This is a genomic window from Serratia sp. NCCP-200 (genome assembly GCF_059697885.1).
This window is the reverse complement of sequence record NZ_BAAKUJ010000003.1, coordinates 927,110-951,142: the sequence shown is the minus strand read 5'-3', so window position 1 is coordinate 951,142 and position 24,033 is coordinate 927,110. Positions and strand designations below refer to the sequence as shown.

Genomic DNA, 24,033 nt, shown 5'->3' with positions numbered 1-24,033 from the left:
AGGCGTCGGGGACCTTCTCGGTCAGCCCCATACGCAGGAACCAGCGGTAAGCGACATTGACCTGGATTTCCTTGACCAGACGGCGCTCGGAGGGGACACCGAAGAGGTAGCCCAACAGCATCATTTTAATCAGGCGAACGGGGTCGATTGCGGGTCTGCCATTATCGGGGCAATAAAGGTGAGCAACGGCATCGCGGATAAATTCAAAATCAATGGCGGCATCGATTTTACGGACCAGATGGTCTTCGGGAACCAGTTCATCAAGGGTAATGGTTTCAAACTGGTATTGCTGGGGAGAAGGTTCTTTGAGCATGGCAGTCAGTCCGTTTTTTGCACTGACCTTATTAGATCAAAGTCCTGGCCTCACGACCAGGACTTTGTCATCAATCTGAGTCTGAACGTTAGTTCAGACTTTCTCTTGGAATATGGCGGTGAGAGAGGGGTTCGAACCCTCGATACACTTTCGCGTATACACACTTTCCAGGCGTGCTCCTTCAGCCACTCAGACACCTCACCGTACGTTGCGCGTTACTCAGTGCAACGGGGCGCTACTATAGGGAGAGTCGGTTAACCGGTCAAGAATATTTTTACGGTTTTAGCTCAGGTGGTTAAGCCGTCGCCGCTTTGCCGTAAATCAAGACCGGAAAACCGCTTTTACTAGCCCATCACCATCGGCATCCACACCAATCCGGTAACCATTAACAACCCCAGGAAGATCAGACCAAAGATGGCTCCAAGCCGCCAATAGTCGTTGGTGGGAAGATAACCGCTACCATAGTAAATCGGGCTGGGGCCGGTGGCATAAGGGGTAACAATACTTCCCAGGCCAATGGCAGCACCAATCATCAGGCTGAAGGTCGGCAATGGGATCGCGGGCAGCATGAGTGCGGCGGCAATCATCATTGGCGCTAACGCCGAGGTGTAGGCTGTTGCGCTGGCAAAGAAGTAGCGCAGCAGATAGAACACTACGACCAACAGCACCATCACCACCGTGGTCGAGAATCCCTGCAAACCTTGGGCTATCAGCTTGCCGAACCAGGTAATAAAACCGACGTTGTTCAATCCGGTCGCCAACGCAATCAGCGAAGCCAACCAGAAAAACACGCTCCATGCTGCTTTATTACTGATGATGTCATCCCAGGTGATAATTTTGCCCAGCAACATCAAAGCCACCACCGAATAACCGACCAGCGCCGCATCAATATACTGCCCCGCAAAGATCCACAGCAGCAGGGCAATGATCATCAGCCCCAGCATTTTCGTCTCACGCAGGCTGAGTGGCCCCATTGCTGCAAGTTCGGCAGAGGCCCACTTGGGGACCTGCTCACCAGCCTTGATGGTTGGCGGATAGAGGACATAGCTTAACCAGGGAACCAGAGCGATCAACAGCAGACTGAGTGGCAGCATGCCAAGAAACCAATCGCCCCAGGATAGCGACAAATGGGACGACGTTTTCAGTAATCCAGCCAACAGCAGGTTGGGGGCCATGGCGGTGAGGAAAATGGCACTGGTCACACAGTTGGCGCTGATACCCATCCACATAATATATGAGCCAATGCTGCGTGCGCTCGGCGTATTGGGCTGGGAATTATACAGCGGTGGTAAGTTGCGCACGATGGGATAGATAATCCCCGCGCCGCGTGCCGAGTTAGAAGGGGTTACCGGGGCCAATAACAGTTCGGAAAACATAATGGCATAACCGAGCAGCAGGATCTTATGCCCCATTTTTTTTACCAGGATTAGCGCAATACGCCTCCCCAGGCCGGTTTTTTCATAGCCGGTCCCAAACATAAAAGCGGCAAAAATCAGCCAGATCACCGAGTTGGAAAAGCCGGAGACCATCCACGACAGCGAACTGGAGGTATATTTAAAGCCGGGAGTGGCAAGCTGCTCCGGGCTATATAACAACCAGGGCGAGAAAATGGCAATAATGGCCAGGCCGGTCATGGCGACCACCGCACCGGGGGCCGGTTCCAGAATTAAGCCGACGATAACACCAAGGAATACAGAGAAATAGAGCCAGGCATGGGGTTGCAACCCCGCAGGAGCCGGGCACAAGGCGAGGGTTAGCGCCACAATAACTGGGGCAAACCATCTCCATGACAAATTAAACTTTGCCATAGCAGGAACCTCTTTCTAATTATTGGGTAAGAGGGGCGCTTACCCCTCCTGGCGGTTCACTTGATGTAATGGACGTGCTGACAGATCTCTTCCACGATCGGTTCGCAGCGCTGGGCAAACACCTTCTTGTTTTCATCGATCAGGTTATTGCCGTGAGTATCGATAGAGACAATCAATGGGCCGAACTCTTTAACCCGGCACACCCATAACGACTCCGGCATGCCCAATTCGGTCCAGTGCACCTCTTCAATTTCCTCCACCTGCGTTGCCGCCACTACGGCACAGCCCGCGGGGAATATCACGTGCAGCGCCTTGAATTCCTTACAGCCAGCCACGGTATTTGGCCCCATACCGCCTTTGCCGACGATCAGCCGTACGCCAGTTTGTTCAATGAACTCTTTCTCGAAGCTTTCCATTCGCATACTGGTCGTCGGGCCAATTGACACCATCTCCCATTTTTCACCGTTCTTGCGTACGATTGGCCCCGCATGGAAAATCGCCTTGCCGCGCAGGTCGTAAGGGATCTCACGTTTGAGCTCGATCAGCCGGCGATGGCAAACGTCGCGGCAGGTAACCAGAGTGCCATTGAGATAGATAACGTCGCCCACGCGGATATCGGCCAAGTCATCCGCTTTAATTGGGGTGGTAAGGATCTTTTTCATAATGCCTCCCGAGTGTGGGAAATACTTTCAAACGACAGATCTTGGTGAACCAGCAATGTGCCACGGCGGTGGGCCCAGCAACCGGTCGAGACGGCGACGCCAATGGTCGAAGGGTGACGTGCCGCGGATTCGATATGTACCCCCATCACGGAACTGTTCCCCATCAATCCTTGCGGGCCAATACCCAGTTGGTTGAGGCCAGCTTCCAGGCGTAGCTCCAGATCGGCGGCGATAGGATTGGGATGGCGGGTGCCGATAGGGCGCAAGATGGCTTTGCGAGAGAGCACGGCTGCCGTTTCAACCGAAGTTGCAATACCAACGCCGACCAGCACCGGCGGGCAGGCGTTGACCGCCAGAGTGGAAATGTTTTCAAATACGAACTTCACTACGCCTTCATAACCTTCGGAAGGCATCAGCACTTTGGCGCGGCCGGGCAAAGTACAGCCACCGCCAGCCATATACACTTCAATTTCTGCATCGCTCCCGTTGGGCACCAGATCCCAGGTTACCCACGGTACGCCAGAGCCGGTATTTTTACCGGTGTTGACCTCATCAAAGATCTCTACCGCGTTATGGCGCAGTGGTGCTGCTACGGTGGCATCCTCTACCGCCTGTTTCAGTGCGGCCTGGAGTTCGGCCAGCAGGGGAAAACACGTGCCCACTTTGACAAAAAACATGATTTCGCCGGTATCCTGGCAGGCGGGGCGGTTGAGGGCGATGGCTTTCTCCATATTGTCAAACATCGTATGATAGATAATCTTGCCCATGCCTTCGGTTTCTAACTCTCGTAGCTGTTTTAATTTATCGACGACATCATCCGGCATGCGCGTTGAGATCATGGCTGTGAAATTAGCGACAATGCGGGTGAGTTGCTCAACCTTAGCGTTTTTTTCAATTACGTTCATAAGTGTGACTCCCGTCAGGCTGAAATGAACATGCTCACTGTTAATAGTTATAAAAAGCGTTTTCTTGGCCTGAATAAACGCTACCATAGCGGAGAGGCACGATCCGCAACCGGTTCGTGAACCGTTAATTCACAGAATGTTAATCATAATTATTTGTTTAAATTCATGTGGATGGAATTTAAGTCGCAATGCAGCAGGAAATACATTTAACACCTGTGCAGCAAAATAAAACAGTTAAAGAACGATAGCGTCATTCATTGATAACTATTTAGTGAGCATTTCAGTGAGGCTAGAAAATTATGTCGTTAATTCATTATCCTCAACCTAAAGATTTACAGGTGCTAATTGCGGTGGTTAATACCGGCAGTTTCAGTGCTGCCGCCGAAATATTGGGGCAGACACCGGCATTTGTCACTAAACGTATCCAACAGATGGAGGCATTACTGGGTGTGAAGTTACTGAATCGTTCCTCTCGTGGCATGGCGCTCACGGAAAGCGGGCAGACGGCTTACGCCCACTCGCTGGAGATTATGGGTCGCCTGCAAAAGATGGTTGATGAGGTGACGCATATCAAGGAGCAACCGGTGGGGATGATCCGCATTGGCTCCAGCTTCGGTTTTGGCCGGGCTTATATTGCGCCAGCCATCATGGAGATCATGGAGATCTATCCGCAATTGCAGATCAACTTTGAGCTGTTTGATCGGCAAATTGACCTCAACCGGGATAATGTCGATCTGGATATCAGGATCAACGATGACATTCCGGATAATTACATTGCCAAGCTGTTGGCCAAGAACCAGCGCATCCTTTGTGCGTCTCCCGCGTACCTAAAACAGCGGGGGATGCCCGAGACGCTGGCAGATTTGCAGCATCATGATTGCCTGGTGACCAAGGAACGTGATCAAACTATCGGCGTATGGGAGTTGGAAAACCAGCAGGGTAAAAAGTCGGTAAAAATATCCGGGCATCTGTCGTCCAACAGCGGGGAGATCGTCTTGCATTGGGCGCTGAATGGCAAAGGGATCATGCTGCGTTCCGAATGGGATGTCTCGCCGTTTCTGCGCGATGGCGTGCTGGTGCGGGTTTTGCCCGACTACGCGCAGAGCGCCAACATCTGGGCGGTTTATCAGATGCCGCTTTACTCATCGACCAAGCTGAAGGTTTGCGTTGAGTTTTTGAGTCAGTACTGCCGCAATATGGGCAATTAGGTCTCATCAATCCGCTACATCACTGGCGGTACCAGGCTGTAATGAAAAAAGGAACGTCGTTATCGTAAAAATAAAACATAGTTTTAAAAAATAGAGATTGATCGGCTCTTTCTTCTTTTGTTTGCCATAGACTCGCCATCACTGGCAAAAACACAAAGGTTTTCCCATAGCCATAACCGTATGTTACGAAAATTCCCTGCATATCGCCGGGAAGATAACACGTGATGTGGCTACGGAGATGGCAACAATGAAGACACGTAAAATCGGTCTGTTTAACTATCTTGCTTACGGCTCTGGAGATTTTCTTGGTGCGGGAACCACGGCACTCACCGCCGCCTGGTTACTCTATTTTTATACAACGTTCTGCGGGCTTAGTCCGATTGAAGCCACCTTTATCTTTGCGATGGCAAGGGTACTGGATGCGGTTGTCAGCCCGTTAATGGGCTATCTGACCGACAATTTTGGCTCCACCTGGCTGGGCAAACGCTTTGGCCGCCGCAAGTTCTTTATCCTGCTCGGTATTCCATTGGTCTTTAGCTACAGCCTGATGTGGGTTGGCCATATGGACTATTGGTACTATTTGCTGACCTATCTGTTCTTTGACGTGGTCTACACCATGATCCTGGTACCGTATGAAACGCTGGTGCCGGAGATGACGGATGATTTCAAACAAAAAACCAAGTTCTCTGGTGCCCGCATTGGGCTAGCGCAGCTGTCTGCCATTCTGGCGGCATTCCTGCCAGGCATTCTGCTCAACTACCTGGGTAAAGACAGTGCCGTTTCCTTCTTCTATTCCAGCCTGGTGTTCTCGATCATCTGCGCCTGCGTATTGACGCTGGTCTATTTCTTCACCTGGGAGAGACCAGCAGAACAAAAATCTGCAGCCGCGCTGGAAGCTGAAAAACAAAAGCTCACGCTGTTCCAGAGCTTGAAGCGCTTGAACGTCGAGCTGTCTTCTACGCTGCGCATCCGTATTTTCCGCCAGCACTTGGGGATGTATCTAGGGGGCTATATCGCCCAGGACGTCTTCAATGCGGTGTTCACCTATTACGTGGTGTTTGTGCTGATGCAGAGTGCTGCCACGGCCTCCAACCTGATGGGTACCATGGCCATCATGCAATTTGTTGCGGTGATCGCCATGATCCCGCTGTGCATTCGGTTCGGGCCCGCGCCGTCCTACCGTATGGTGGTCGTGCTGTTCGGTATGGGGGCGATTTCCTACGCCGTACTGTATTACGCCAACCTCAGTGACGTTTTCTCATTGTTGCTGCTGGTCTCCGCTCTCGCCGGTTTGGGCCGGGGTGGTATCAACTACGTACCATGGAATATCTACACCTATATTGCCGATGTGGATGAAGTGATCACCGGGCAACGCCGTGAAGGCATCTTTGCTGGCATCATGACTTTGACCCGTAAGGCCTCCCAGGCCGGTGCGGTGATGCTGGTTGGCATCATTCTGCAACTGTCAGGCTTTGTTTCAGGCCAAAATCATCAATTACCCGAGGTGAGTCACGCCATTCTGATGATCCTGAGCGTCGGTACTTTGGTTGTGCTGGCTATCGGCTTTACCGTCTCGCTGCGCTTCAAACTCAACTTGACCACACACGGTGTACTGCGCCAGGAAACAGAGAAGATGCGCATTGCGGGCCGAGTGGTGCCGGAGAACATCACACCAGAAGCGCGCGCTACCGTCGAAATGCTGGCAGGTATGCCTTATGAATCTCTGTGGGGTAACAACAATATCGGCTACCTCAACCGCAATAAACCTGCTGCTCCGCCATTGCCCAAGGCCACTCAAGGCCAGAAAGCGGCAGGCAGCGCGACACCTTGAACTAAAGACATAAAAGGACATCACTATGTTGGTATATCCCGTAAAACATAGCCCGTTACTGCGCCAACCGGAGCGTTTTATCAGCCGCCAGGAACTGCAGCAGTTGATTGATAGCCTGGTGGACAACCTGGTCAATATCACTGATGAAACCGGCGAATTCCTGCTGCGTCTTGACGATGGCCGCGTCATCGATACCAAAGGCTGGGCCGGTTGGGAATGGACGCACGGTATAGGTCTGTATGGCATCAACCAGTATTATCGCCAGACTGGCGACAGCAAGATGTGTACGATCGTTGATGACTGGTTCAGCGCGCGCTTTGCCGAAGGCACGCCAACCAAGAATGTGAATACCGCCTGTCCGTTTCTCACCCTGGCCTACCGCTATGAGGAAACGGGAGATTCACGCTGGCTACCGTATCTGGAGCGATGGGCGGAATGGCTGATGCATGAAATGCCACGCACCGAGCGCGGAGGTATGCAGCACGTCACGCTGGCGGAGGAAAACCATCAGCAACTGTGGGACGATACTCTGATGATGAGCGTGTTGCCACTGGCCAAAATTGGCAAGCTGCTGAACCGCCCAGAGTATGTGGAAGAGGCCAAATATCAGTTTCTGGTGCATATCCAGCACCTGATGGAGCGTGAAAGCGGTCTGTGGTTCCACGGTTGGACCTTCGACGGTAAGCACAACTTCGCCAAAGCCCGCTGGGCGCGAGGTAACAGTTGGCTGACCATCGTGATCCCGGAATTCCTCGAACTGTTGGATTTGCCGCAATACGATGCTACCCGCCGTTTCCTGGTACAGGTATTGGAATGCCAGGTGGCGGCTCTGGCAGCGTGCCAGCACGAAAGTGGTCTGTGGCATACGCTGCTGGATGATCCGGACTCCTATCTGGAATCATCCGCAACCGCGGGTTTCGCGTTCGGGATCCTGAAATCGGTGCGCAAACGCTATATCGATGGCAATTATCTGCAAGTTGCCGAAAAAGCGCTGCAAGGGGTGGTGAAACAAATCAACACCGATGGCGAACTGATGCAGGTCTCGTTCGGTACAGCTATGGGCAAAAACCTGGACTACTATCGCCAGGTTCCGTTCACTTCGATGCCATATGGTCAGGCAATGGCCATTCTGTGCCTGGTGGAATACCTGAACGTATACCTGTAACAGCAACGGGCTGCTGCCGCGGCCCGTAAGAGAGAGGTTGCTGAGATAACCTCTTTTCCCCCAACAGCGCAGGGGCTATCAGCTCCCTTTCCCTGTGGGAGAGGGTTGGGGTGAGGGCATCAAACCAATAAAGACCGTCTTTTTGCGTGGGCCGGTCATCAAAGACTCCAGCTCTTTGACACAGGCCAAGTAGTGCGGGGTCGTTTTATGGAAAGCCACGGCTTGCTCATCGACGTAGGCCTCGTAAATATAAAAGCGCGTGGGGGTGTCAGGGTCCTGTAACACATCGAAGCGCAGGTTGCCCTTTTCCTGGATCGCGCCCAAATGGTTTTGCCGAAACACCTCGATAAACCGTTCAACCTTGTCGTCATGAACGTTAATTTCGACCAGGGTAACGTGCATAATCAGCCTCCTTGAATGGGCGGGCCTGGAAAACCGGCCCGCATTTCAGCCGTATCAACCTTTTTCGCTGAGGAAAAGTTCGTAGGCGTGTTCTACCGTTTCGTTCTGATGAACGATGGCATGTACCGCCTTGATCATGGCAACCGGGCTTTCTGACTGGAAAATATTCCGCCCCATATCTACCCCGGACGCCCCTTGATCGATGGCCTGGAAGCACATCTCCAGCGCCTCGCGCTCTGGCAGCTTTTTCCCACCGGCGATGACGATGGGGACTGGGCAGCCAGCCACAATGCGTTCGAACCCTTTATCCACGTAATAAGTCTTGATGATTTGCGCCCCCATCTCGGCGGCGATACGTGTGGCCAGTGAGAAATAGCGCTGATCGCGCGCCATATCTTTCCCTACGCCGGTCACCGCCATGGTAGGCATGCCGACTTTCAGACCCGCATCGACCAGTTGGATGATGTTTTTAATCGACTGGTGTTCATGTTCCGTACCGATATAAACCTGTGCCGCGACGGCACAGCTATTCAGACGCACCGCGTCGTCCATGGCGACCGCCACCGCCTCATTGCTCAATTCGGTCAGAATGGAGTTTGCTCCTGAAGCGCGCAGGACGATGGGTTTGTTAGTGGCCGGCGGGATCACGCTACGCAGAATACCCCGGGTACACATCAACACGTCTGCATGCTGAAACAGCGGTGCAATATTGATATCAATCCGCTCCAGCCCGGTCGTCGGGCCTTGGAAATAGCCGTGGTCAAAGGCCAGCATCACGGTTCGGTTAGTGCGGGGGTTGAAAATGCGGGCAAGGCGGGACTGCATGCCCCAATCCAGCGCACCGCACCCTTTTAAACTGAACAGGGCATTTTGCTGCGGCTTATCGATATGGAAGTCTTTACCGTCTTTGATGTCATCTAAATCAGCCATTGTCTTACTCCCTCCAAATAATCGGGGCGATAGGTTAGAAGTTGTATTTGTCGATATTGTCTTTATTGAACACCACGCGCTCAGGTAGCAGCACGATGCCATTGCCTTTTGCCTGGTAGTCATAGCCTTGTACGCTGTTTGGCGAAACCTCGACCTGGCCCACACCAGGAATATCGAGCTTGTCGCCAACCTTCAATTCACCGTTTTTCAGCAGGGCGTTGGCCACGTAAACCGAAATTTTCCCCTGTTCGACCACGTCCCACAGGCCGAACTCTTTAACCGTGCCGCGCTGAATATAAGGGCGCATGACGTTTGGGGTGCTGAAACCGACGATCGCCACGTTGTCACGCTTGAGGTTTTCTGCCGCCTGGGCCGCTGCGGGCAGGGCATTGGCATCCGGGGCGATGATGGCGTCCAGATCGCCGTAGGCTTTCAGGATCCCTTCGGCGGTTTGCAGTGACTTGGTGGCATCGTTGTAACCAAACTGCGTGGTGACCACTTCCCAGCCCGGATGGTCTTTCTCGATTTTACGTTTGGCTTCATTCACCCACTGGTTTTGGTCGGTGACCGTCGGGCTGGAATAGAAGAAAGCGACCTTGGCCTTTTCTTTCTTCACCTGATTGGCTGCCATATCGACCAACATGCCCCCGAGTTGGGCTGGCGTACCCTGATTGATGTAATAAGAGCGGCATTCGGGCTTGGTGTCTGAGTCCCAGGTCAATACCTTCACGCCTCGCTGCATGGCTCGTTTTAACGCCGGGCATAGCCCTTCCGGGGAGACGGCAGAGACGATGACGGCGTTATAGCCCTGGTTAACGAAGTTATTGATCAACTGAACCTGGCCGGAAACACTGGGCTCGGTTGGGCCATCGTAGGTTACGTCAACGCCCAGCTCTTTCCCCGCCTCTAAGGCTCCATTACCGCCGCTGGTGAAAAAGCCGACGCCCACCAGCTTGGGGATAAAGGCAATGCGCTCTGCTGCTTGTACGCCAATGCTTAGCGAAGCCATGCCGAGTACGCTTAAAAGCGCGATTTTTTTGATACGTTGTAGGGTCATGTTGTTCTCCGTATATCGCGTTGTCAGAAGTTGTCTGTCTGAGCTCAAACCTGATGGATGCCGCTGCGCCGTTGGATCCACTCTCTGATTTGATGCCGATGCAGGCTGATGGAGCGGCCAACGACGACAATAATCAGCAGCGCTCCAGAAAGTGCGCTGGAGATCTGATTAGGCACGCCAGCCATTTGTAATCCTTGTTGCAGATAACCGACCAGCAAGACGGCTACGGCGGTACCGAGAATGGAACCTGAGCCGCCGTAAATATTCGCCCCGCCAAGCACTACCGCCGTGATGGCTGGCATCAGGAAGGAGGCGCCGAGGTCGGAACGAGCCGAACCAAAGTAGGAAACCAGCAGCACCGCAGCGATGGCTGAAGCAAAGCCGGTCATTGCATAGAGTGCACACAGCGTTCGGTTAACCGGGGTCGCACTGTATTGCGCCACGCGCTGGCTTTGGCCAATCAGGAAGATGTTGCGCCCGGCGTGTGTCCGGTGCATCAGCAGCCAGCACAGCAGCACACAGACCATAAAGAAGGTCAGCGGTACTGGCAGGCCAAATACCGTCAGGTTGGCGAAATCGGTAAAGGCCATCGGGAATCCACCGATGCCTTCATAGCCGGTGGCACCAGAGATGCCCGAAAGTAGCAGGGCGCTACCGCCAAACAGGTACATAGTGCCGAGGGTGATCACTAGAGGATTGATACCGGTGTAGATGATCAATCCGGCGTTGATCAACCCGCACAGGGCGCCCAAGGCCAGCGTTATCGTTATTGCAAACGGCAAGGGCAGGCCTGCCTGGAACATCACCCCTAGCGCAATGGCGCACAGGCCAATGGTGGAACCAAATGAAATATCAATGCCGCCACTGACGATCACCATGGTTAACGGCAGCGCCACAATGCCAATACAGATAAAATCGCTGGTGCTGAACAGCAGGACATTAATGTCCAGCATGCGTGGATTTACGACCCCGAACGCCAGGATCTCAATCAACAGCAGGGCGGCCAGCGCCAGTTCCCAGCCGAAACGTCGCCATTGTGCCATCATGCGATCTCCCGTTTTTTTCCCTGGGCAGGGAGTTGGGTGGTGTGAGGGGATGTGGGCGACGAGGGAGGAGGATCGATAAACCGCGCATATTTCTGGCGGCGGATATTCTTTTGCAGGGCGCAGCGCAGGCGGCCGTCAAACACCAGAACCCCCAACAAAACCAGGCCAGCAATAAAGTCGTTCCACCAGGCAGGAATGCGCAACAGTACCAGCACGCTGTCGATCTGCGTAAGGAAATAGGCTCCCAAAATGGCCCCCACCACCGTGCCAGAGCCACCAAGCAGGCTGATACCTCCCAGCACGCAGGCGGCAATAGCCTTCATTTCCAGGCCGGTGCCGGTTTGATTAGGAATAAAGCCAATCTGTGCGGCAAACACGATCCCGGCGAGCGCTGCCATTAGCCCATTCAGTGAGAAAGCGATGATGCGGATGGCCTCGGTGCGGATCCCGAGTTGACGAGCCCCCTGCAGGTTGTCACCGGTGGCATAGAAGCTGCGGCCGAATGAGGTTTTCAACAGTAGCCAGGCCATTAACGCCACCAGCAGTAAGGTTAGCCAGCCAATCGGTGAGATGCCCAGCAGCACCGGTGAAGAAAGCTGCTTGAGCGAGCTTGGCAACCCTTCGATCCATTTACCTCCTGTCCATAGCAGCATGATGCCACGATAAAGACCAAGGGTGCCCAGGGTGGCGACTATGGCAGGAATTTTAAACCAGGCGACCAGCACGCCATTAAAAAAGCCCGCCAGCAAACCGAGTAGCAGCGTGACGCCAAAGGCGACGGGCAAGCTGTACCCGGCATTGAGCGTTATCCCAAGCAGCACCGCGCACATCCCGGTGATGGAACCGACGGAGACATCAATGTTACGGGTCAGCATGACCAGCGCCGCGCCGATGGCCAGCAACATCAGGATTTGCGAACTGCTGAAGATCATGGTCAGCGTCTGAAAACTGAAATAGCTGCTATCAATACTCCCCAGTAGCGCAAACAGAGCGATGATGGCCAGCAGCGCCGTCAGTTCTCGGTTGTTTTGTATTATCTTTAGCATGAGGTCTCCCCGTTGGTATGAGGTTGATAGGAGGAGGGAGATACGACGTGTTGTTCGCCAAAGGCCATATGCATGATGGTATCCACAGTAATCTCGTCGCCACACAGAGCGCTGCTTGCCACCTCGCCCTGGTGCATGATGCAGACGCGATCGGACATCATGGCTATCTCTTCGAGATCGGATGAAATAAACAGGATAGCGACATGCTGTTGGGCAATGCTCCGAATGAGCTGATAGATATCGTTGCGTGCACCGACATCGACGCCACGGGTCGGTTCATCAACGATCAGCAACTGTGGTGATGCCTCCAGGCATTTGGCGATCAGTATTTTTTGTTGATTACCGCCAGACAGGGTGCGGGCCGGTTGTTCTGGGTGGTTGAATTTGATATTCAGTGCCCGGCGATAACGTTCAAGCGTAGCGTTATCACGCTGTGGATGGGCCCAGAACCCGCCGTTATTATGGGTCAGGGCACAGACGTTCCAGGATAACGATGAATCCAGATACAGCCCGGAAGACTGCCGGTCTTCCGGTAAATAGATCAGCCCGCGCTGCAACCGCTGGCGGGTGCTCAGTTCTGCGATCTCTTCACCATTGAGCAGGATGCTGCCCGCACTGGCTGGGCGTAATCCATACAGCGTTTCAGCCAACTCGGTGCGCCCGGAACCGACCAGGCCAGCCAGACCCAGGATTTCCCCGGCGTGGACGTTGAGTGTCACCTGCCGGAAGCCTTCTCCAGTGAGTTCCCTCAACTGCAATACGGCTTTGCCCTGAGGGTTGGCTGGCCGATTGCCAGGCAGTTCGAGCCACAGTTTCTGGCTAGCGGAGAGATCCACATTACGGGCGGCTGGGGTGATTGCCTGAATAATCTCATCCGTGGTCAGCGAGGCGGTTTTCCCCGTCAGGGCGATTTTGCCGTCACGCATTACGCTAACACGGTCCGCAATCTGGCGGATTTCCGGCAGCTTATGGGAAATAAAGACGATACCGACACCTTTGCCAAGCAGTTCATGCAGGCGGGCAAATAGTCTGTCCGTTTCGGCAGGCGTCAGCGACGCCGTGGGTTCATCCAGGATCAGGATCTGGGAATCACGCATTAATCCCCGCATGATCTCTACAATCTGGCGGTCAGCCACATCCAGCGACCCTGCCATACTGTTGGGCTCAAGCTTGCATCCCAACAGTTCGAGTAATTGCTGCATTTTTTCAACAGCAGCCCGCTTGGCAGGCAGACCAAACAGAATATTCTCTTTAACCGACAGGCTGGGGAACAACAGCGGTTCCTGCGGCACCAGATAGATCCCCAGTTGATGCGCTTTTACCGGGGTCAGGCTGGCACAACGCTGGCCATTGATCTCGATAGTGCCGCCGTCCGGTGGTACTACGCCAGCAATGATCTTCATCAGCGTGGACTTCCCTGCGCCATTGCCACCGAGCAGGGCATGTACCTCCCCGGCGTGCAAGGTAAAGTCGATGCCTTTCAGCACCTCAACACCGGAATAGTGCTTATTGATATTTTGTACACAGAGCAGAGGTGGGTCTGGGTATTCACCGGTTTGCATCTTGCCTCCGTTCACTCAAAGATGAGCGACTGAGTTGAACAAATATTTTTTAGAAAACTAATTGTTCATAACCTTAGTCATGGTTTGGCGATAAAACCATCACTGCGATCACGTTTTTTGAATAATTGTGTTCTGTAGAAACCGATGTTCAAATTTGGTGTATATTTGTGGCATGACTCACAGCTATTGTTGAGCGATAGCGGAACAATTGTGTTCAAGATTTAAAAATGTTCAAAGAGAAGCGGATTTATGACGATAAATGACAGTGCATTGATTACCGAACATGGCATGTGTGAGGAGGAGCAGGTTGCTCGCATTGCCTGGTTCTACTACCACGATGGGCTGACGCAAAGCGAGATCAGCGCCCGGCTTGGGCTGACGCGCCTTAAAGTTTCGCGTTTGCTGGAGAAAGGGCATCAGTCTGGGATCATTCGGGTGCAGATTAACTCCCGCTTTGAAGGTTGCCTACAGTATGAAGATGCGTTGAAAAAACATTTTGACCTGAAAAACATTCGCGTATTGCCCTCTTTGGCCGATGCTGATGACAGCGCGAGATTGGGGATCGGTGCGGCACACATGCTGATGGAATCGCTGCAGCCGCAACAGATGTTGGCGGCGGGATTTGGTGAGGCCGCCATGAGCACCTTGAAAAGGCTCAGCGGCTTCATTTCTTCGCAGCAAATTCGCCTGGTTACGCTTTCCGGTGGTGTAGGGCCTTATATGACCGGGATTGGTCAGTTGGATGCGGCCTGCAGCGTCAGCATGATCCCAGCGCCATTGCGCGCTTCCTCTGCCGATATTGCCCGTACCCTGCGGGATGAAAATAGCGTCAGGGACGTGCTGCTTGCGGCCCAGGCTGCCGATGTCGCCGTCGTTGGGATCGGTGCGGTGAGTCAAAAAGATGCCGCTACCATTTTACGCGCTGGCTATATCACCGAAGGCGAGCAACTGATGATTGGCCGCAAAGGCGCTGTTGGCGATATTCTTGGCTACTTTTTTGACGCCAGCGGCGAAATTATTCCCGACATGCAAATTCATCAAGAATTGATAGGGCTGAGCTTGAGCGCGCTTGCCACCATACCTACCGTTGTCGGGGTTGCGGGGGGAGTAGCAAAAGCCGAAGCGATCGTGGCGGCATTGAAGGGCGGCTATATCAACGCGTTGGTCACCGATCAGGACACGGCGGCAGAAATGCTCAAACTTATTGGAAAGTAAAGGTTAATAGCGATGTAACAGACTGTCTCAAACACCAGCCGAGGACAAACTCATGGCTCGACTCTGTACTCCTGCCACATCAGGCCAATACCTGATGGCTCTGGATGCCGGTACCGGCAGCATCAGAGCGGTAATTTTTGATTTGGAAGGCAATCAAGTCTCAGTAGGGCAAGCCGAATGGCAACATTTGGCGGTCCCTGATGTACCGGGCTCCATGGAATTCGATCTTGCCAAAAATTGGCACCTCACCTGCCAATGCATCCATCAGGCGTTAAAGATGGCGGCCATTGCGCCGGAGGCGATTGCGTCGGTAGCTGCGTGTTCAATGCGTGAAGGGATTGTGATCTATGATGCAGAAGGTCAGCCGATCTGGGCATGTGCCAACGTAGATGCACGGGCAACGCGTGAGGTCAGCGAGTTAAAAGAGATCCACAACCATACTTTTGAAGATGAGGTTTACCGTTGTTCAGGGCAGACACTGGCACTCAGCGCCATGCCCCGGCTGCTGTGGTTGGCGCATTACCGCCCTGATATCTATCGCCAGGCAGCCGCGGTCACCATGATCAGTGACTGGCTGGCTTACATGCTCAGCGGTGAACTTGCGGTCGACCCATCAAATGCCGGGACGACCGGGTTGCTTGATCTGGTCACACGAGACTGGAGAAAAGGCCTGTTGGAAATGGCGGGCTTGCGCTCTGACATCCTTTCACCGGTAAAAGAGACGGGAACGCCGTTGGGGTCGGTGACGGCCAACGCTGCCGCACTGTCAGGCCTGCGGGCAGGCACACCGGTGATTGTCGGGGGAGGTGATGTCCAACTGGGATGCGTGGGTCTTGGCATTGTCAGACCAGCACAGACCGCCGTATTGGGCGGAACGTTCTGGCAGCAGGTGGTGAACCTTCCTGCGCCGGTTACCGATCCCAATATGAATGTGCGTATTAACCCGCATGTGATCCCGGGAATGGCTCAGGCTGAATCCATCAGCTTTTTTACCGGCCTGACCATGCGTTGGTTCCGCGATGCCTTCTGCGCCGAGGAGAAGCTGATTGGTGAACGTCTGGGCGTGGATACCTATGCCTTGCTGGAAGATATGGCCAGGCGGGTACCATCAGGTGCTCATGGCATTATGCCCATCTTCTCCGATGTCATGCGCTTTAAGAACTGGTATCACGCCGCCCCCTCATTTATCAACCTGTCGATCGATCCGGAAAAGTGCAACAAAGCTACGTTGTTCCGCGCCCTTGAAGAGAACGCGGCCATCGTGTCGGCCTGTAATCTACAACAAATCGCCGAGTTTTCAGGTGTCAAAGCCGATTCGCTGGTGTTTGCCGGCGGTGGTTCAAAAGGCACGCTCTGGAGCCAGATCCTGGCCGATGTCACCGGGCTGACCGTACGAGTCCCGGTGGTTAAGGAAGCTACCGCGCTGGGATGTGCTATTGCGGCTGGTGTGGGGGTAGGGGTCTATTCGTCGTTGGCAGATGCGGGGGAAAGCCTGGTGCGTTGGGATAGGGAACATATCCCGAACCCAGATAACAGTGAGGTTTATCAACAGGCACGTCAAAAATGGCTGGAGGTGTATCTGGATCAACTTGGTTTGGTTGATCACGGGTTGACGACCTCAATGTGGAAGGCTCCCGGCCTTTAAAGGAGGGTATCATGTTCAAGACCAATGAAATGGATCACGACTATCGCTTCGGCGACAATGGCCCCAAATACCTGATCCGTGGGCCGATGTGCGATATGGGCGTCGTGGTGTTACAGCCAGGGCAGTCATTCAGAAATCACCGTCACAAGGAGGTTTGCGAAGTTTTTTATACTGTTAGTGGAGAAGTGTGCCTGTATTTGGAAGGGGAGATGCACATGCTGCGTGAAGGGGATGTGTTGCAGTGTGATCCTGGCGAGGCGCATTTCCTGGTCAATACTGGCTCGATACCGTGGAAAGGAGTATTTGTGAAATCGCCGCATATTTTAGGGGATAGTCATCCCGCAGAGCCTGAGAGTTATTAAGGCGAAAGCCTGAGTTCCCGTCTTGAAGCCAGGTGATTTAAGTTGTCCTGTTCTGTTTGGCATGTTAAATAAAACATAATACTAAAACAGGTACTTAAAAATCCTATCCTCTCAAGGACAAGCGAGTAACAATGCAGATAATGAATGTCAAACAGGCCAGGATAATCAGTTTCATCTTTGTGATGGGGGGGATCCTGCTGCTGTTGCCGTTGCATCTTCTTACCTGCTTTATGGCGGGGTTTCTGGTTTACGAGATCGTGAATATCCTTACGCCACATTTTCAGAAGGTGATTGGCGGCCATCGGGCCAGATGGCTGGTGGTGGCAGTGATCAGCACTTTGGTGGTCAGCCTGTTGATCGCCATTGTGGGGAGTATCGTCGGCTATCTGATGCAGGATATGAAGAATATCTCTGGCATCAACACCCGTATTGCGTTCATCCTGCAGGATGTCCAGCAAGAGGTGGCAAAATATATGCCGGGCTATCTGCCGTTGAGTGTGGCAGAACTGAAGAACGAGATCCTGAGCCGTCTGCAACAGCACATAGCGCTGCTTCAGACGATGGGCAAAAGCGTACTGCATGGCCTGGTGACCATGCTGATCGGGATGGTGCTCGGTGCCATAGTCTCACTGTATAACATTGATAGCAGCGAGGAGCGGCCATTACTGAAAAGTGAGCTGATGAAAAGGATTTCGCTGCTATCGCAGGCGTTCCGCAATATTGTGTTTGCTCAGGTTAAAATATCGGCAATCAATACCTTCTTCTCGGCTATCTTTATCCTTGGTGTGCTACCGCTGTGTGGGATCCATATCCCGTTGGCGAAAACGCTGGTGGTGTTTACCTTTATCTTTGGCCTGCTGCCGGTGATCGGCAATCTGATCTCCAATACCATTGTTTTCATCTCTGGCCTGTCGGTTTCACTCGGAGTGGCACTGATTGCGCTGCTCTACCTGATCGTGATCCACAAGTTTGAGTATTTCCTCAATGCCCGTATTGTCGGCACTAAAATCAGGGCTAACTCCTGGGAGATCTTGCTGGCGATGTTGGTCTTTGAGGCGGCATTCGGCCTGGCTGGCGTGGTTGCCGCTCCTATCTATTACGCCTATCTGAAGAGTGAGCTTAGGGAAGCTAAGCTGATTTGAGGGGGGGCGAACCCTGTTGAGGATTCTCACCCCTCCCAGAGTGCGGTACATGCAATAAAAAAGCCTGAATGTGAATTCAGGCTTTCTCATTTAAGATGGCGATGAGGGAGGGGTTGATTCGCAAGCTCACCCTGCGGGCGGCCGGTCGGCCGTCCAAAATGTCCCTGCGATGCGAGCCATTTTGTCGAACCCTGTCGAGGCTTCTCACCCCTCCCAGAGTGTGGTACATGCAATAAAAAAGCCTGAATATGAATTCAGGCTTTCTCATTTAATATGGCGGTGAGGGAGGGCTTGATTCGCAAGCTCACCCTGCGGCCGGTCGGCCGTCCAAAATGTCCAAGCGGTGCGGGCCATTTTGTCGAACCCTGTCGAGGCTTCTCACCCCTCCCAGACTGGGGAATATGCAAAAAAAAAGTCTGAACGTTAGCTCAGACTTCTTCTTTAAATATGGCGGTGAGGGAGGGCTTGATTCGCAAGCTCACCCTGCGGGCGGCCGGTCGGCCGTCCAAAATGTCTCTGCGATGCGAGTCATTTTGTCGAACCCTGTCGAGGCTTCTCACCCCTCCCAGAGTGTGGTACATGCAATAAAAAAGCCTGAATATGAATTCAGGCTTTCTCATTTAATATGGCGGTGAGGGAGGGGTTCGAACCCTCGATACACTTACGCGTATACACACTTTCCAGGCGTGCTCCTTCAGCCACTCAGACACCTCACCGTTTTGTCATCGGCAACGTTTACGCTGTCGACGGGCGCTAATGTAGGAGAATCTGATCCCAGCGTCAATAGCCTTGTGACATTACCGCGCGCGTTTAGCCAAACTTCCAGCAATCTGCTGATTTGTCGCACGATAATTCCGCCCTCCCAGTGACAGTTTATTCTTGCATCGTGCGGCAAAGCACGAAAGGATAGCTAAAAATCCATCCAACAAGGGAACCGGCAGTGAATATTATTTTCTATCACCCGTTTTTTGATGCGCAAGATTGGCTGGCAGGAATGGCGAAGCGCTTACCACAGGCGAATATCCGGGCATGGCAACCGGGGGATAATCGCCCGGCGGACTACGCGCTGGTATGGCGGCCACCCTATGAGATGCTGGCCAACCGCCGCGATCTGAAAGGGATCTTTGCTCTGGGAGCTGGAGTAGACGCCATTCTTGAGCAGGAACGTCAGCATCCCGGTGTCCTACCGGCGGGAGTACCGCTAATCCGGCTGGAGGATACCGGCATGGCGCAGCAGATGGATGAATACGCGCTGGCTGGCGTGTTGCGCTATTTTCGTCGTTTTGATGAGTATCAGTTGCAGCAACAGCAGCAGAACTGGTTGCCGCTTGAGCCTCATCAGCAGAGTGATTTCACCATCGGCATTCTGGGCGCCGGGGTGTTGGGAAAAAGCGTGGCGCAAAAGCTGGTGGCGTTCGGTTTTAACGTCCGTTGCTGGAGCCGCAGCCCCAAGCAGATTGAGCACGTACAGAGTTTTGCCGGGCAATCTCAGCTAGCGGCGTTTCTTGATGGCACGCGGTTGCTGATCAACCTGTTGCCCAATACGCCTGAAACTGCGGGTATCCTTAATCGTCAGCTGTTTAGCCGTTTGGTGCCAGGTGCTTACCTGATCAACATTGCGCGCGGTGCCCATCTGGTGGAAGACGATCTGCTGGCGATGTTGGCTCAAGGGCAACTGGCGGCCGCCATGCTTGACGTCTTCGTCAACGAACCTTTGCCGTCCGCTCATGCCTTCTGGCGTCATCCTCGTGTCACGATTACGCCGCATATTGCTGCTGTTACCCTGCCGGAACAGGCGATGGCTCAGGTTAGCGCCAATCTCCTGCGGCTTGAGGCGGGTGAGCAGCCTTCAGGCCTGGTTGATATTCAGCGTGGCTATTGATGCTTTCACAACCCGCTAACATGTCGATAGCGGCGTTAACTGCTATCATGAACAAGGATCGGCCCGCCATCCGCTGACCCTGGCGAGGGCCTAAGAAGGAGAAAGAATGTACCCCGTTGATTTACATATGCATACCGTAGCCAGTACCCATGCCTATAGCACCCTGCACGACTATATCGCCGAAGCGAAACAAAAAGGCATCAAACTGTTCGCCATCACTGACCACGGGCCGGATATGGCCGATGCGCCACACTACTGGCACTTTATGAACATGCGTGTGTGGCCACGCCTGGTGGATGGCATTGGCATTCTGCGCGGCATTGAAGCTAATATCAAAAACCTGGCCGGTGATATCGATTGCACCGGACCCATGCTCAACGAAATCGATCTGATTATTGCCGGGTTCCATGAGCCGGTATTTGCACCGCAGGATCGGGCCGCCAACACTGAGGCGATGATTGCCGCCATGGCGCAGGGCGATGTCCATATCATCAGCCATCCGGGCAATCCCAAATATCCGGTCGATATCCCGGCGATAGCCGCAGCGGCAGCCAAATATCAGGTAGCGCTGGAACTGAATAACTCTTCGTTTATTCATTCCCGCAAGGGCAGTGAATCAAATTGCCGTGCGATAGCGGCCGCAGTGCGTGACGCGGGCGGCTGGCTGGCATTAGGCTCAGACTCGCACGTGGCTTTTGCTCTCGGTGGTTTTGAACACTGCGAACGTATCATTGAAGAAGTGAATTTCCCGCAGGAGCGCATTTTAAATGTGTCACCGCGCCGGATCCTGAACTTTCTTGAGCAGCGTGGCAGACCGGCAATTGCGGAATTAGCCGATCTGTGACATCGTCACGGCAAATTTTGGTTTTATAGGGTGTTATCATGAATGAGTTTTCCGTTGTCTGCCGGGTGTTGGGCACGCTGTTTTACCGCCAGCCGCAGGATCCGTTGTTGGAGCCGCTGTTTACCTTGATCAAAGAGGGCAAACTGCAACAACACTGGCCGCTCGAGCAGGATGAACTGCTGACTCGTTTGCAACAGCATTGTACCGATCCGCAGTTGGCCGCCGATTTTAACGCGCTGTTTGTCGGCAGCGAATGTAGTGTGTCGCCACTGCGTACGTCTTACGTTGAAGGTGCCAGCGAAGCGGACGTGCGGGTATTTCTCCAGCAGCGTGGGATGCCATTAGGTGAAGCGCCAGCCGATCATTTTGGTTCGCTGTTGTTGGCCGCCTCCTGGCTGGAGGATCAGTCGCAGGAAGATGAAGTCCAGGCGCAAATCACGCTGTTTAACGAGTTCTTGCTGCCTTGGTGTGGCCGCTTCCTAGGTAAGGTCGAAGCACACGCCACCAGCGGTTTTTACCGTACTCTGGCAGAGATCGCTCGCCATGCCATCGCCGCCATGTATGACGAGCTGGCAGAGTATGAGCAGGATGAAGAAGGGAAGGACGAACAAGAGTAAATGAACGAGGGCGCAGCAAGCACTGCGCCCCTAACAACGATTAGTCGGTAAACGGGATCACCAACTGACCGGGCTTCACTTCCAACCCTTTAGCCAGTTTGAGTGCCATGGCTTCCGTTTTGCTCTTATCCGCATTGAGAACATATACCGGTTTCTGATCGAAATACGATTTCAACGACTGGTTCAGGTAAGGCGATAAAGCCTTCATCACCGTATCCATCTTTTCCGGCTGCACCTGGTAATCGATCAACTCCATGTCCTTGAGGAAGATTGCTCCTTTCTCGCGATCATAGACCGGTTGCGCCTTCAACGTTAGCTGCAAATCGGCGGCCTGTGGCCCGAGGATCGAAGTGATATTGACCTTGGCATTACCAGACAGTGTCACCTTGTTAGGTTCAGTGCGGCCAATCTGGCTCTGCAACTGGGTTAACACGATATTGGCATCAACCAACCCCGGTACGCCGATCTGCTTTTGGTAGTCGTTGTGTTTTTGCAGGTAATTATTCACTTCCTGCTCGCTGACGCTGTATTGGGTAAGCTGGTTACAGCCGACAAGCGTACCGGCAACGACCAGGGCAGCCATGCCCATCAGGATCTTCTTCATTCAAACCTCGTAAAACGAAAATGCGGCAGACTTTGGCTGTTGCAAACCAAAGGTGACTGCCAGCAAAGAAAAATTTCAGCTCGCAGGATAACAGATGACGCGGCGCAAAGGGTTTTTTACCTAGTCGGATAAGACTGAAATTACCTATCGCCGCAGCCGCCATACCAACAGCACCACGCCTCCCAGACAGGTTAACCCGCCAAGCGCGGGGAACAGAGGAATGCCCCACAGTTGACTGGTGGAACGCATCAGATAAGGAGCCAGCCCCAGTGCGAATGCCGCCGTGACGATCGCAATGGCCAGCGTGACCGCCGCACGTTCCAAAGCTTTGCTGAGCTGGCCGAGGTTCTTGACGTTGATTTCAGCGTCGATTTTGCCCTGCTTTAAACGGCGCATCAGCAAACGAATGGCCTGCGGCAGTTCCTCTCCGGCATCCAACGCCTCACCACCCAGCAATAGAGCACGACGGCGCAGCGCTTCGGGTGTATAGCGCTGGAGCATCACCTGGCGCAGCATTGGTTTCAGAGTGGCAACGATATCAAAGGCGGGATCCAAGCGGTGCAAAACGCCATCTGCGGTGATCAGCGCCTTGAATAACAGCACCAGATCGGGGGGCAACGGTAGTTGGTGCTCGCGGGCCATCACCAACAGGTCGGTGAGTGCCTTGCCTAGCGTCAGGGTGCTCGAAGCCTGCTTATCGAGAAAGTTTTGCGCAGCTTGTTCCAGATCGATCAGATCCAGCTCCTGGCTGTCAGACCAGGCGATCAGCGTATTGACGATGCCGTCGCTCTGGCGCTCCGCAATGGCCTGCAGCAACAGCAGCAGCTGATTACGCCGCCGTTCCGACAGTTGGCCAACCATGCCAAAATCGATAAACCCTACGTGGTTGTCACCTAATGCCATCACGTTACCGGGATGAGGATCGGCGTGATAAAGCCGATGTTCCAGCACCATGGCCATAAAAGCCTGCGCGCCACGCTGTGCCAACAACGGGCCATCGAACCCGGCGGCGGCTAATTGTTGCGGATTTTCGGGCGCGATGCCGGGTAGATATTGTTGTACCAGCAGGCGTTTTGACGAGTGCTGCCAATAAATTTTCGGGATCACCACGTCGGGCTGTTTGGCAAAGTGTTCCGCAACCCGATCGCAATTATTACCTTCATGCGTCAGGTCCAGCTCGTGATTAAGCGCGGTAGCCAGCGTTTGCACCATCTGGTGCGGGCGATAACGCGCCAGCGCCGGGCTTTGTTGCTCCACGGTTTCTGCCAGATAGGCCAACAGGCGCAGATCGGCATGAATGGTTTTGGCTAATCCGGGGCGCAACACTTTTACCACCACCGACTCGCCACTGTGCAGGCGGGCGCGGTAGATTTGCGCCATGGAGGCGGCGGCTAGCGGGATCGGATCAAATTGGGCAAAGACCTGCTGAGGGTCACTGCCCAGGTCGGCGGTGATCTGCGCAGCCAGCTTTTCCCAGGGTAGGGTTGTCGCCTGGCTATGCAGGCGCTCCAGCTCGTCGGTCCAGCGCTGTTCCAGCAGGTCGGTACGGGTGGCCAGGATCTGGCCGAATTTAACGAAGGTTGGCCCCAGAGCTTCCAGGGCCGCGCGCAGACGTTCTGGCAATGTCTGATTATCAACCTCCACGCCGCCGCCGCTCAGGCCGCCAAGCATCTTGCCTAACCCGAGCAGCCTGATCACGTCCTGCAAACCGTAACGGATCAGTACGGATGAGATTTCTTGCAGCCTGGCGCGGTCACGAGCGGTGACAAAAAACATTTTTAGCATCT

General features: G+C 53.7%; 22 protein-coding genes, 2 tRNA genes and 1 other RNA gene. 10 read left to right on the top strand and 15 right to left on the bottom strand.

All coding sequences use genetic code 11. The features are described 5' to 3' along the window. The 5 genes from AC6HVW_RS14540 to ttdA all read right to left on the bottom strand — a co-directional run. A partial coding sequence (locus tag AC6HVW_RS14540; protein WP_497569496.1) for a transposase occupies nt 1–313 on the bottom strand: 313 nt, incomplete at its 3' end. Nucleotides 314–426: 113 nt separating this feature from the next. Next, nucleotides 427–516: transfer RNA gene (locus tag AC6HVW_RS14535), tRNA-Ser, on the bottom strand. 141 nt (nt 517–657) lie between these two features. Then, nucleotides 658–2,121: an anion permease gene (locus tag AC6HVW_RS14530; RefSeq protein ID WP_497569495.1), complete on the bottom strand. Its 1,464-nt coding sequence runs from the start codon at nt 2,119–2,121 to the stop codon at nt 658–660. Between the two features lie 56 nt (nt 2,122–2,177). Continuing rightward, the gene (gene ttdB, locus AC6HVW_RS14525) at nt 2,178–2,783 is read right to left on the bottom strand and encodes a L(+)-tartrate dehydratase subunit beta (protein WP_071683340.1); all 606 of its coding nucleotides are present in this window, start codon (nt 2,781–2,783) and stop codon (nt 2,178–2,180) included. After that, entirely contained in the window at nt 2,780–3,688 is a 909-nt protein-coding gene (ttdA, locus tag AC6HVW_RS14520; RefSeq protein ID WP_071683341.1) for a L(+)-tartrate dehydratase subunit alpha, read from the bottom strand. The genes ttdB and ttdA overlap by 4 nt, the downstream gene beginning before the upstream one ends. Nucleotides 3,689–3,987: 299 nt before the next feature. Here ttdA and ttdR point away from each other — a divergent pair, with 299 nt between their 5' ends. From ttdR to bglB, 3 genes are all read left to right on the top strand, one after another. Then, nucleotides 3,988–4,896, top strand: a complete 909-nt coding sequence (gene ttdR / locus AC6HVW_RS14515; RefSeq protein ID WP_071683342.1) for an L-tartrate utilization transcriptional activator TtdR — start codon at nt 3,988–3,990, stop codon at nt 4,894–4,896. A 247-nt stretch (nt 4,897–5,143) separates the two neighbouring features. Further along, entirely contained in the window at nt 5,144–6,727 is a 1,584-nt protein-coding gene (locus AC6HVW_RS14510; RefSeq protein WP_071683343.1) for an MFS transporter, read from the top strand. A gap of 25 nt (nt 6,728–6,752) precedes the next feature. Further along, on the top strand, nt 6,753–7,892 hold the full coding sequence (bglB, locus tag AC6HVW_RS14505; protein WP_071683344.1) for a beta-galactosidase BglB: 1,140 nt from the start codon (nt 6,753–6,755) through the stop codon (nt 7,890–7,892). A gap of 78 nt (nt 7,893–7,970) precedes the next feature. Here the strand turns inward: bglB and lsrG are convergent, their stop codons facing one another. Genes lsrG through lsrA form a run of 6 tightly spaced genes read right to left on the bottom strand, consistent with a single transcriptional unit; the run spans nt 7,971 to nt 13,935 of the window. Beyond that, nucleotides 7,971–8,294: a (4S)-4-hydroxy-5-phosphonooxypentane-2,3-dione isomerase gene (gene lsrG, locus AC6HVW_RS14500; protein ID WP_071683345.1), complete on the bottom strand. Its 324-nt coding sequence runs from the start codon at nt 8,292–8,294 to the stop codon at nt 7,971–7,973. A 54-nt stretch (nt 8,295–8,348) separates the two neighbouring features. After that, entirely contained in the window at nt 8,349–9,224 is an 876-nt protein-coding gene (lsrF, locus tag AC6HVW_RS14495; RefSeq protein WP_071683346.1) for a 3-hydroxy-5-phosphonooxypentane-2,4-dione thiolase, read from the bottom strand. A gap of 34 nt (nt 9,225–9,258) precedes the next feature. Further along, complete coding sequence (gene lsrB, locus AC6HVW_RS14490) at nt 9,259–10,281, bottom strand: autoinducer 2 ABC transporter substrate-binding protein LsrB (RefSeq protein ID WP_179246644.1); 1,023 nt, start codon at nt 10,279–10,281, stop codon at nt 9,259–9,261. A gap of 44 nt (nt 10,282–10,325) precedes the next feature. Next, on the bottom strand, nt 10,326–11,327 hold the full coding sequence (gene lsrD / locus AC6HVW_RS14485) for an autoinducer 2 ABC transporter permease LsrD (RefSeq protein WP_137751158.1): 1,002 nt from the start codon (nt 11,325–11,327) through the stop codon (nt 10,326–10,328). Continuing rightward, nucleotides 11,324–12,373 carry an autoinducer 2 ABC transporter permease LsrC gene (gene lsrC / locus AC6HVW_RS14480; RefSeq protein ID WP_021181117.1) on the bottom strand — a complete coding sequence of 350 codons (1,050 nt, stop codon included), beginning with the start codon at nt 12,371–12,373 and terminating at the stop codon, nt 11,324–11,326. The genes lsrD and lsrC overlap by 4 nt, the downstream gene beginning before the upstream one ends. After that, a complete protein-coding gene (gene lsrA, locus AC6HVW_RS14475; protein WP_071683348.1) occupies nt 12,367–13,935 on the bottom strand; it encodes an autoinducer 2 ABC transporter ATP-binding protein LsrA in 1,569 nt (522 codons plus the stop codon). The genes lsrC and lsrA overlap by 7 nt, the downstream gene beginning before the upstream one ends. Before the next feature lie 249 nt (nt 13,936–14,184). On the opposite strand from lsrA, the gene lsrR reads away from it, so the two are divergent. From lsrR to AC6HVW_RS14455, 4 genes are all read left to right on the top strand, one after another. Beyond that, the gene (gene lsrR, locus AC6HVW_RS14470; protein WP_137751157.1) at nt 14,185–15,150 is read left to right on the top strand and encodes a transcriptional regulator LsrR; all 966 of its coding nucleotides are present in this window, start codon (nt 14,185–14,187) and stop codon (nt 15,148–15,150) included. A gap of 52 nt (nt 15,151–15,202) precedes the next feature. Continuing rightward, nucleotides 15,203–16,795, top strand: coding sequence for an autoinducer-2 kinase (gene lsrK, locus AC6HVW_RS14465; RefSeq protein ID WP_037376010.1), 1,593 nt, complete (start codon nt 15,203–15,205; stop codon nt 16,793–16,795). An 11-nt stretch (nt 16,796–16,806) separates the two neighbouring features. Beyond that, a complete protein-coding gene (locus AC6HVW_RS14460) occupies nt 16,807–17,157 on the top strand; it encodes a cupin domain-containing protein (protein ID WP_071683350.1) in 351 nt (116 codons plus the stop codon). A 131-nt stretch (nt 17,158–17,288) separates the two neighbouring features. Then, nucleotides 17,289–18,299, top strand: a complete 1,011-nt coding sequence (locus AC6HVW_RS14455; protein WP_021181122.1) for an AI-2E family transporter — start codon at nt 17,289–17,291, stop codon at nt 18,297–18,299. A gap of 448 nt (nt 18,300–18,747) precedes the next feature. Here AC6HVW_RS14455 and AC6HVW_RS14450 read toward each other — a convergent pair. Further along, nucleotides 18,748–18,880: non-coding RNA, RtT sRNA (locus tag AC6HVW_RS14450), on the bottom strand. A gap of 45 nt (nt 18,881–18,925) precedes the next feature. Further along, a tRNA-Ser gene (locus AC6HVW_RS14445) sits at nt 18,926–19,015 on the bottom strand. A 224-nt stretch (nt 19,016–19,239) separates the two neighbouring features. Here AC6HVW_RS14445 and ghrA point away from each other — a divergent pair. From ghrA to AC6HVW_RS14430, 3 genes are all read left to right on the top strand, one after another. Next, nucleotides 19,240–20,181, top strand: coding sequence for a glyoxylate/hydroxypyruvate reductase GhrA (gene ghrA / locus AC6HVW_RS14440; protein ID WP_497569494.1), 942 nt, complete (start codon nt 19,240–19,242; stop codon nt 20,179–20,181). A gap of 106 nt (nt 20,182–20,287) precedes the next feature. Next, nucleotides 20,288–21,025: a phosphatase gene (locus tag AC6HVW_RS14435; RefSeq protein WP_166732713.1), complete on the top strand. Its 738-nt coding sequence runs from the start codon at nt 20,288–20,290 to the stop codon at nt 21,023–21,025. 38 nt (nt 21,026–21,063) lie between these two features. Continuing rightward, nucleotides 21,064–21,642 (top strand): TorD/DmsD family molecular chaperone, encoded by a 579-nt coding sequence (locus AC6HVW_RS14430; RefSeq protein ID WP_071683353.1) that lies wholly within the window; start codon nt 21,064–21,066, stop codon nt 21,640–21,642. Between the two features lie 40 nt (nt 21,643–21,682). Here the strand turns inward: AC6HVW_RS14430 and AC6HVW_RS14425 are convergent, their stop codons facing one another. Both AC6HVW_RS14425 and AC6HVW_RS14420 read right to left on the bottom strand, forming a co-directional pair. Further along, nucleotides 21,683–22,246 carry a lipoprotein gene (locus AC6HVW_RS14425; protein WP_071683354.1) on the bottom strand — a complete coding sequence of 188 codons (564 nt, stop codon included), beginning with the start codon at nt 22,244–22,246 and terminating at the stop codon, nt 21,683–21,685. A gap of 144 nt (nt 22,247–22,390) precedes the next feature. Beyond that, nucleotides 22,391–24,031, bottom strand: a complete 1,641-nt coding sequence (locus AC6HVW_RS14420; protein WP_186486278.1) for an ABC1 kinase family protein — start codon at nt 24,029–24,031, stop codon at nt 22,391–22,393. Between the last annotated feature and the right edge of the window lie 2 nt (nt 24,032–24,033).